This window comes from Polaromonas sp. P3_C2, assembly GCF_056402675.1.
Genome location: NZ_JBFUGX010000142.1, coordinates 1 through 7,880, shown reverse-complemented (window position 1 = coordinate 7,880; position 7,880 = coordinate 1). Strand labels below are relative to the sequence as shown.

Annotated in this window: 10 protein-coding genes; all 10 read left to right on the top strand. The window is 62.2% G+C overall.

Annotated features, from left to right (window positions below; all coding sequences use genetic code 11):
* The coding region (gene fliE, locus AC1DWI_RS08255; RefSeq protein WP_477724657.1) for a flagellar hook-basal body complex protein FliE at nt 1–341 on the top strand (341 nt) is incomplete at its 5' end.
* 9 nt (nt 342–350) lie between these two features.
* Nucleotides 351–1,811 carry a flagellar basal-body MS-ring/collar protein FliF gene (gene fliF, locus AC1DWI_RS08250; RefSeq protein ID WP_477669645.1) on the top strand — a complete coding sequence of 487 codons (1,461 nt, stop codon included), beginning with the start codon at nt 351–353 and terminating at the stop codon, nt 1,809–1,811.
* Nucleotides 1,808–2,449 carry a hypothetical protein gene (locus tag AC1DWI_RS08245; RefSeq protein ID WP_477669644.1) on the top strand — a complete coding sequence of 214 codons (642 nt, stop codon included), beginning with the start codon at nt 1,808–1,810 and terminating at the stop codon, nt 2,447–2,449. The genes fliF and AC1DWI_RS08245 overlap by 4 nt, the downstream gene beginning before the upstream one ends.
* Nucleotides 2,446–3,216 carry a FliH/SctL family protein gene (locus tag AC1DWI_RS08240; RefSeq protein ID WP_477669643.1) on the top strand — a complete coding sequence of 257 codons (771 nt, stop codon included), beginning with the start codon at nt 2,446–2,448 and terminating at the stop codon, nt 3,214–3,216. The genes AC1DWI_RS08245 and AC1DWI_RS08240 overlap by 4 nt, the downstream gene beginning before the upstream one ends.
* Nucleotides 3,213–4,676 carry a FliI/YscN family ATPase gene (locus AC1DWI_RS08235; protein WP_477669642.1) on the top strand — a complete coding sequence of 488 codons (1,464 nt, stop codon included), beginning with the start codon at nt 3,213–3,215 and terminating at the stop codon, nt 4,674–4,676. Before AC1DWI_RS08240 ends, AC1DWI_RS08235 begins: the two co-directional genes overlap by 4 nt.
* Nucleotides 4,673–5,194 (top strand): hypothetical protein, encoded by a 522-nt coding sequence (locus AC1DWI_RS08230; RefSeq protein ID WP_477669641.1) that lies wholly within the window; start codon nt 4,673–4,675, stop codon nt 5,192–5,194. Before AC1DWI_RS08235 ends, AC1DWI_RS08230 begins: the two co-directional genes overlap by 4 nt.
* The gene (locus tag AC1DWI_RS08225) at nt 5,191–5,991 is read left to right on the top strand and encodes a hypothetical protein (protein WP_477669640.1); all 801 of its coding nucleotides are present in this window, start codon (nt 5,191–5,193) and stop codon (nt 5,989–5,991) included. Before AC1DWI_RS08230 ends, AC1DWI_RS08225 begins: the two co-directional genes overlap by 4 nt.
* Complete coding sequence (locus AC1DWI_RS08220; protein WP_477669639.1) at nt 5,988–6,398, top strand: flagellar hook assembly protein FlgD; 411 nt, start codon at nt 5,988–5,990, stop codon at nt 6,396–6,398. Before AC1DWI_RS08225 ends, AC1DWI_RS08220 begins: the two co-directional genes overlap by 4 nt.
* Before the next feature lie 37 nt (nt 6,399–6,435).
* A complete protein-coding gene (locus AC1DWI_RS08215; RefSeq protein WP_477669638.1) occupies nt 6,436–7,626 on the top strand; it encodes a flagellar hook-basal body complex protein in 1,191 nt (396 codons plus the stop codon).
* A partial coding sequence (locus AC1DWI_RS08210) for a hypothetical protein (protein ID WP_477724656.1) occupies nt 7,626–7,880 on the top strand: 255 nt, incomplete at its 3' end. The genes AC1DWI_RS08215 and AC1DWI_RS08210, both read left to right, overlap by 1 nt.

The window sequence follows — 7,880 nt, the reverse complement described above, 5'->3', positions numbered from 1 at the left end:
GCTTTGAAGGCACTCGAAATTGGAGGCGCATGATGAGCACCGAAATGATCGCACCCATTGCCGCGGCAACAAGCGTCGACATTTCCCAGTTCCAGCCGATGAGTGAAAGACTGCAGGGCGCGGGGTCCTTCGGCGCCATGGTCACCCAGGGCCTGCAGCAGGTCAACGAACAGCTGCTCGCCACGCAGGGCGATCTCCAGGCGCTGGCCGTGGGGGACGTCCAGAACCTGCACCAGGTCATGATCCGCATGGAAGAAAGCCGGATTGCTTTTCAGCTGATGATGCAGGTTCGCAATCGCCTGCTTGAGGCGTACCAGGACGTCATGAAGATGCAGATATAGCCACGGGGCTTGTTCGAACCTGTTTTAAAGAAGAAAGCTGAAGCAATGATCGATTTCTGGAAAGGGCTCACCCAGCCGGCGCGTGCGCTCCTGGTTGGAGCGCTGGTGTTGTTCCTGGGCGCTGTGGTCTTTTTTGCATGGTGGGCGTTCAGAGTGGAATACCAGGTGCTGTTCACTGACCTGAAGCCCCAGGATGCGCTGGCGATGACAACGGAGCTCGACAAGCAAAAGATGCCCTATCGCCTCGCCGAAAGCGGTTCGACCATTCTTGTCGACAAAACGCAGGTGCACGCAACGCGCATCAAGCTGATGGGCAAGGAAATCCCCTTACAGGGAGTGGTCGGGTTTGAGCTGTTCAACAATACCGATTTCGGCATGACCGAATTCGCCCAGAAGATCAACTATCAGCGAGCGCTTCAAGGCGAGTTGACACGAACCATCCTGTCCCTGGCGGAGGTCAGCGACGTGCGCGTCCATCTGGCGCTTCCGGAGCAGGGCCTGTTCAAGCAGGCGAGCAGTAAACCGAAGGCCGCCATTACCCTGACGCTCAAACAGGGCCAGAACCTGCGTCCCGAGCAGGTTTTCGGAATTCAGCACCTCGTCGCTTCAGCGACACCGGGAATGACCTCTGCCGATGTCGCCGTCGTCAACCACCAGGGCATCGCGCTGAGTCGAGTGGCCACCAATGCCGAAAACGGCGCGGCGCTCGCAAACAGCTCAAGCCGGCTCGACCTTAAAAAAGAAACCGAAGATTACCTTGCCCGCAAGGCGGCCTTGGTGCTGGACCAGAGCTTTGGCGCGGGCCAAGCGCTCGCCAGTGTGGACGTCCTGTTAAACATGGATCAGATACGCATCACCACCGAAGAAGTGATTTCGGCGCCGGGGCGAGAAAACAAGCCGCCTGCCGGCGTGGTGGTGCGCGAACGCGAGTCTGTGCGCGATACCGGGGTGGCGCCGCTCGACGCGCGTACTGGTACTGGCGTGAATGGCAGCGTACAACGGGAAGTGGAATATCAGGTTGGGCGAAGGGTCGAGCAGGTGGTCAGCCAGCCGGGGTCGATACGCCGCATACAAGTGGTGGCCGTTGTGCGCAAAGCGCTGGACGCCGCCGACGAAGAGCAAGCCCGGAAAGTCATTGCCGCAGCTGTGGGGGCTTCACTCGAACGGGGCGACACCGTAGTTGTGCAGAGCCTGAAGAATGGCGCCCTTCCCCTGCCGGCAATTCCTGACGTTGCTGGCGATTCGCCTCGAGCCACAGGGCCAGGCGCTGCGGCGTCGGGCGAAACGCCGACGCCCGTCGTGGCGATAGCGGGATTGCTGCTGGTGATGCTGTGCGGCTTGGTGTGGTTTCTGCTGCAAAAGCGCAAAACCGCCGATCCCGCGATGACCGAAGAGCAGCGCGAATCGGCGTTGCGGCAGGTCCGGGCCTGGATGCAGCAGGAAGCCCCGCCCGCAGGACTGAAGCCATGAGACCGGAATCCTCTTCCAATGCGCGGCAGGCTGCATTGACCTTGCATGCCATGGCGCCGCACGACGCCGCATGGCTGTTGCAACAACTCCCTGCTATCGAGGCGGCCGAGTTGCAATCCTTGCTGGAGGAGTTGCGCGACTTGGGCATCCCTTCCGACCCGAGGCTTCTTGACGAGCTGCGCCTGGGCGATGCGGCACCACAGGAGTCTGCTCCTGCGGGCCACGCTCATATCGATGAACTGTCCGTCGAAGCCCTGATGTATGCGCTTGACGCGGCACGTGTGGATCTGTTGCTGCCCCTCCTGAAACCTGAACCTGTTGCGTTGCTGGCCTTCCTGCTCTCTTTGAAATCCTGGTCTTGGGCCGATTCCCTGCTGGCGGCACTTGAGACGCACAGGCGGCTCTCTTTGCGCCTGCAGGTCGACAGCCTGGACAGCAGAGCTGGGGCGACCCCAGACCAGGCCGCTCAGCTGCGGCTCGGGCTATTGCGGCGCTTGCTGCGACGCTACCGAACCGTCGAGGCCTCAGCGTCCCCGCAGAACGCGACCAGCGCGCACCGGGGCGGTTTTGCACGCTGGTGGCAGGAACGGCGCCGGTTCTGGTCCAGCATCATTGCACCCATGAGGGCCTACAAGTGAGCCCGGAAGGTTTTGTTATCAGAGGCGCCGTGGAGGGCGCGCCGCTCGAGCTGCGCGTGGCGTCGCGCGCGCCTGCAGTGCTGCCCTTGCAGCGTCCGATGGCCGATAAATCAGCGACCCTGATGACCGGCCGCGCGTTGCAGGAGCCTGATGCGGGCCTCGGACAGGTCCGGCAGGAAGCGCGCACCCTCGGGTACGAGGCAGGCAGGGTTCAGGGTCAAAAAGACGGTTATGAGGCGGGCATGAAACAGGCGCTGGAGCGCGCTGAACAGGAGCGCCATGCGCTTCTTGAAGACCATGAGGCTGGCCAGCAGAAGCTGGTCGATGCGCTGGCAAAGATCAGGCAAATGGCTGATGCGATAGTTGGGCAGAAAAACCGCTTTCTGGATGACGCCGAGGATGACATGGTGGCGCTCGCTTTTGAGGCGTTTTGCCGGGTGCTGGGCGAAACGGTCCCCACCCGGGACATGCTGAAGGCGGGCGTGGTGAACGCGCTCGCCCATTGGCGAGGAAAAGCGGCGCTCGAAATTCACGTCCACCCCGAAGACCTGCAGTGGCTTGAAGCGGATACAGATTTGGGAGCCCGCATCGCATCACAGAGAAATCACACAACGCGGTGGGTTGCCAGCACTGAGGTCGCCTTGGGCGGCTGCATGTTGCGTTCCCCCGAGGGCGCGCTCGACGCCCGCCTTGATGTGCAGGTTGAGGCGCTCAAAACAATGCTGCTTCAGACCCGGGCGACACGCCGAGCGGAGCGCCCGGCATGAACTCCAACCCGGGCTCCCCGGCCGTTTCCGACCTTGCAGGCCAGGCCGCCAGTCCGGGGCTGAGCGCCTATCGAAAAGCTGTGCGGGAGCAGGAACTGATGAGGCGTGTAGGCTGGGTGCGCCAGGTCCAGGGTTTGGCCATCCAGGCGCAAGGGCCGGACGCCGTGGTGGGCGAGTTGTGCCGGATCCGTCCGCGCCTGGCGCCCCATGACCCGTCGGGATCGGACCCGGCAGGCGATTTGTTTTCGGCGAATGCGGGGGTATTGGCCGAGGTAGTGGGTTTGCATGCCGGCCATGTCACGCTGCTTCCTTATGGCTCGCTTCAGGGCGTCAGCGCTGGCGCCGAGGTGGTTGCACTGGGCCGGGCATCGACCTTTGGGGTGGGTCCTGCCCAGATTGGCCGCGTGATAGACGGCTTTGGCGAGCCTCTGGATGGCGATGCGCGGCCTGCCACGGTTCGCGACGTCCCCTTGCACGGCGCGCCCGTCAATCCCATGAAGCGACCGCCGGTTGCCCGCATCATCGAAACCGGCATTCGGGCGATCGACGGCCTGCTTACTTTGGGCCAGGGCCAGCGCGTCGGAATCTTCGCGGGAAGCGGCGTCGGAAAGAGCACTTTGCTCGGCATGATTGCGCGTCATGTCAAGGCCGACATCAACGTCATCGCGCTGATCGGCGAACGCGGGCGGGAAGTCCGGGACTTTATCGACAAGCAGCTGGGGCCCGAGGGTCTGCAGCGGTCCGTTGTTGTAGTCGCTACCGCAGACCAACCCGCACTGGCCCGGATTCGCGCCGCCCATGCGGCCGTCGCGATCGCCGAATACTTCAGGGACCAGGGACGGCAGGTCCTTCTCACCATGGACTCGGTCACCAGGCTGGCGATGGCTCGCCGTGAAGTCGGCCTCTCGGCGGGTGAACCACCCACAGCGCGGGGCTATACGCCCTCGGTGTTTGCCGAGTTGCCGCAACTGTGCGAACGCTTCGGAACATCGGACAGCGGCGGTGCGATCACGGCCTTGCTGACGGTTCTTGTCGAAGGTGACGATTTCAACGAACCCATCTCGGACAACCTGCGCGCCATACTGGACGGCCACATCGTGCTGTCGCGCTCGCTGGCCCATACCGGCCAATATCCCGCTATCGACGTTCTGCAAAGCACCAGCCGTTTGCGCACGGACCTCACGGATGCCGCCGAGCGTGAGCTTGTCAACCGCGTGACCCAGCATATTTCACTGATGGAGCGCAATCGCCAGATGGTGGAGATTGGCGCTTATGAAGCCGGAACCAATCCGCAACTGGACAAGGCTCTGCGGCGTGACACGGCACTTCGAGAGTGGATGACGCAACGGGACGGTGGTTTTGACCGGCCACGTGCGCTGGAGCAGTTGCGGGCCTGCATGGCTGAAGCCGTAGCTGTTCCGGCAGCCATGCCGGGCATCAAAGCGGGAGGCTCGAGATGAATCTGCCGGGTTACAAAAATTCGGGAAAAGGCGATTTGCGCGGGTTCAAATATCCGTTGGAGCCTTTGGCCAGGCGAGCCCAATGGGAGCTTGACGAGCTGAACGGAAAACTTGCCAAAGCGCAGCACGAACTGGCCTCGGCACGGGCCGCGCTGAGCGCCACGAAAAGTCTGCACAGGCAGACATCCGAGAAGCTGGGGCAGCAGCTCCAGGTGCGCCTGGACGCTTCGATGCACCAGGCCGGACTGCTCTACCTGGCGCAGCTGCAGGCTTCGATGGAGAAGATTCAGGCACAAGTGGCCGTGCTGGACAAGGCACGCGATGGCTTCTTGCTGCTGTGCCGGGCGGCCGAAACCCGGCTTGAAGGGTTTCGGTCCCACGAATCGGCCGTCATCGATACTTACGTGCGTGAGCAGTCGCGCCTTCACGCGACAGAAGCCGACCGGGACTGGATGACGCGCGAGGCCTTCAACAGGGCGCCCGCGACCTCCCCGACTGAACCCGGAGGCGGCGCATGAGTTCTCCGTTGTTCCCGCTCCGGGAAGATCCTGGAGCGTTGCGACTGGTGGCCAAGGCTGGGGCGGGATTGCAGCAAGCGGCTGCCGGCGATCAGCCGCAATCGGCCGGTGCCTGGAATCGCGAGATGGAGCGGGCGCAACTGGACACCTGGTTCAAACCGCGACAAGCTGCACCGCGCAGCGACGGTCGGCCCGAAGGCACTACCAGCCAGGCTACTTTGAATTCAGGTGCACAGCGCCCCGCATCGTCCAACAATGCGGTGAAGGCGGACGGACGCAGGGTGACACCGCCTCTGATGGGCGCCGGTCCTGTGCCGAATCGTGGGCCCGGGATACAGGCAGCGGCCCTGATGGTCGTGCAAGCGCCCAAGCCCGAAGCCAGCCGTATGCTTGTCACGGATATACGGGCGGCCAGTCTGGCGCTTGCGCTGGCAGGCGTCTCGCGCCTGAAGGTGGTGGGCTTGGCGCCTCCGACTGATCCCGGGGACATGGCGGATGCGCTCAATGTACCGGCAGGACTGGGCTCACCAAGCGAAGAGGCCGATCTCGATTCGCAGGCGATACGCCTGCATGCCGAATGGCACGGGCACGATGTCGCCGTATGGCTAGGCGTTGATGCCCGAGCCGACTCCGGGGAGGAGCAGCTCGCGCAGCTTCTGCCCCACATCAGAGCCTGCCTTCAGGGGCAGCGCAGCAGGCTTGTCAAGCTGGTCTGCAATGGCAAGACCGTTTTTGAAGTTTCTTCCTCGTTCATTCCAGAGTTTCCTTATTTCACACAGTCCAAGGAGTTTCCATGACTATCTCCGCGATCAGCGCCCCCCCAAGCGGTTCTTCGTCCAACTTGCAGGCCAGCAGCCTGGGGCTCCAGGACTTCCTGAAGGTGTTGTTGACCCAGCTCTCGTACCAGGACCCGCTCAAGCCAATGGACAACCAGGAGTTCATGGCTCAGATCGCGCAGTTCACCGGCGTCGAGCAGACCCAGCAGCTCAACACGAAAATCGAGACCCTGATCAACAACCAGGCAGCCTTGCAGTCGGTGGGGCTGATTGGACGCACCGTCGATGCCACTACCGCCTCGGGTACGCTGACGGGCACCGTCATGGCGCTGTCCCTGCAGGGAAGCTCGCCGGCCCTTAGCGTGAAAACCGCCTCTGGGGCGGTGATCGACGGCATCAGCATCAGCCAGATCGTCGCGGTACGCTAAGGCGCAACAAACATGCACGGTACAAGGGGAGAAAAAAATGCTTGATTCGATCTACGTAGGGATGACCGGTCTGCTGGGGTATTCCAAAGGTTTGCGTGTCATCGCCAACAATACGGCCAACCTGAATACCCCGGGGTTCAAGGGCTCCAGCCTGCAGTTCTCCGACCTCTTTTATTCCAACAGCAATCTGGCCAGTGGCAGTGGTTCGGGCAGCTACGGTGGCTTGGGTTACGGGCTGAATGCGGGCTCGACCGTGCTCTCGTTCAAACAAGGCGAAATTCGCCAAACCGACAATCCGCTGGATATGGCTGTCGACGGCCAGGGGCTGTTCATCCTCAGGGACGCGGAGGGGAAGATCACCTATACGCGCGCGGGCCAGTTCAAATTCAATGGTGACGGCGTGCTCGTGAACCAGGGGGACAACGCGAAAGTCATGGGCCGTGGCTCCGACGGAGGCCTCACCGAAATCAGCCTCGCCGGGCTGAGCACCAATGCGGGAAAGGCTACCGCGAATGTCAAGTTCAACGGCAATATTTCCAGTACCCTCACCGACCAGACTGTCGGCGGCGTACGGGTCATCGATGCGCTGGGCGGCGCCCATACCCTCAGCGTCAAATTCACCAACACGGACGCGACAACAGCTGGAAGCTGGAAGGTTGAATTGCTCGACGGCACCACGGTGGTTGCGACCCGCCAGATTATTTTTTTTGACGGCAAGCCGACCGCAGCGACCTCGAAACTCAGCGTGAGCTATACGCCAGTTGGAAGCGCGGCGATTCCGCTGCTGCTGGACTTCAGCACCGACGTGACCTCCTTTGCGGCGGGCAACCTGTCCACGCTCGCCATGTCTTCGCAGGATGGCGTCACGCCGGGTGCCTTGACCCAGGCCAGTTTTGATTCCACGGGGACCCTGGTGCTAGGTTATTCGAACAGCCAGAGTGTCAAGGGCGCGCGCCTGGCCCTTGGCCGCTTCGACTCGCTGGATGCGGTGGGTACGGTGGGCGACAACCAGTTCAGTGCGCTGGATCCGGAGCACTGGGTGACAGGCAGCGCGGAGGAGGGCGGCTTTGGTTCGATTCGCTCCTCTTCCGTGGAGATTGCCAACGTGGACCTCTCGCAGGAGTTTAGCGACCTGGTGGTGATGCAGCGAGGCTTTCAGGCGAGCTCGCAGGTAATCTCGACGGCCAATGAGATGCTGCAGGAACTGTTTGCGCTGAAAGGCAAATAATGGCCGATGCTTCTGTTGCAGGGAAAGTCCTGGTGTCGGAAGCCGACGCCGCTCCAAAACTCCGCGAGCTCAGGGTATTTTCCACTGACCGGCGCGCACGTGTGAGCGCCACTATTTCAGCGATGCTTATGTCGTGGCGTAGTGCATGGGATTGGCGTGGCAAGAGTCTGGACGCAGAGAGTTTTCAGGTTGTGGTCCGCGGTGCCGTCGATCCGGTGTACGCCGCCTGGAATCCAAAATGGCTGGTTTGCGAG

What these genes read in the sequence shown, in the direction of transcription:
- AC1DWI_RS08225 (WP_477669640.1), top strand. Translation starts at nt 5,191, where the DNA reads ATGAGTTCTCCGTTGTTCCCGCTCCGGGAAGATCCTGGAGCGTTGCGA.
- AC1DWI_RS08235 (WP_477669642.1), top strand. Translation starts at nt 3,213, where the DNA reads ATGAACTCCAACCCGGGCTCCCCGGCCGTTTCCGACCTTGCAGGCCAG.
- AC1DWI_RS08245 (WP_477669644.1), top strand. Translation starts at nt 1,808, where the DNA reads ATGAGACCGGAATCCTCTTCCAATGCGCGGCAGGCTGCATTGACCTTG.
- AC1DWI_RS08215 (WP_477669638.1), top strand. Translation starts at nt 6,436, where the DNA reads ATGCTTGATTCGATCTACGTAGGGATGACCGGTCTGCTGGGGTATTCC.
- AC1DWI_RS08230 (WP_477669641.1), top strand. Translation starts at nt 4,673, where the DNA reads ATGAATCTGCCGGGTTACAAAAATTCGGGAAAAGGCGATTTGCGCGGG.
- AC1DWI_RS08220 (WP_477669639.1), top strand. Translation starts at nt 5,988, where the DNA reads ATGACTATCTCCGCGATCAGCGCCCCCCCAAGCGGTTCTTCGTCCAAC.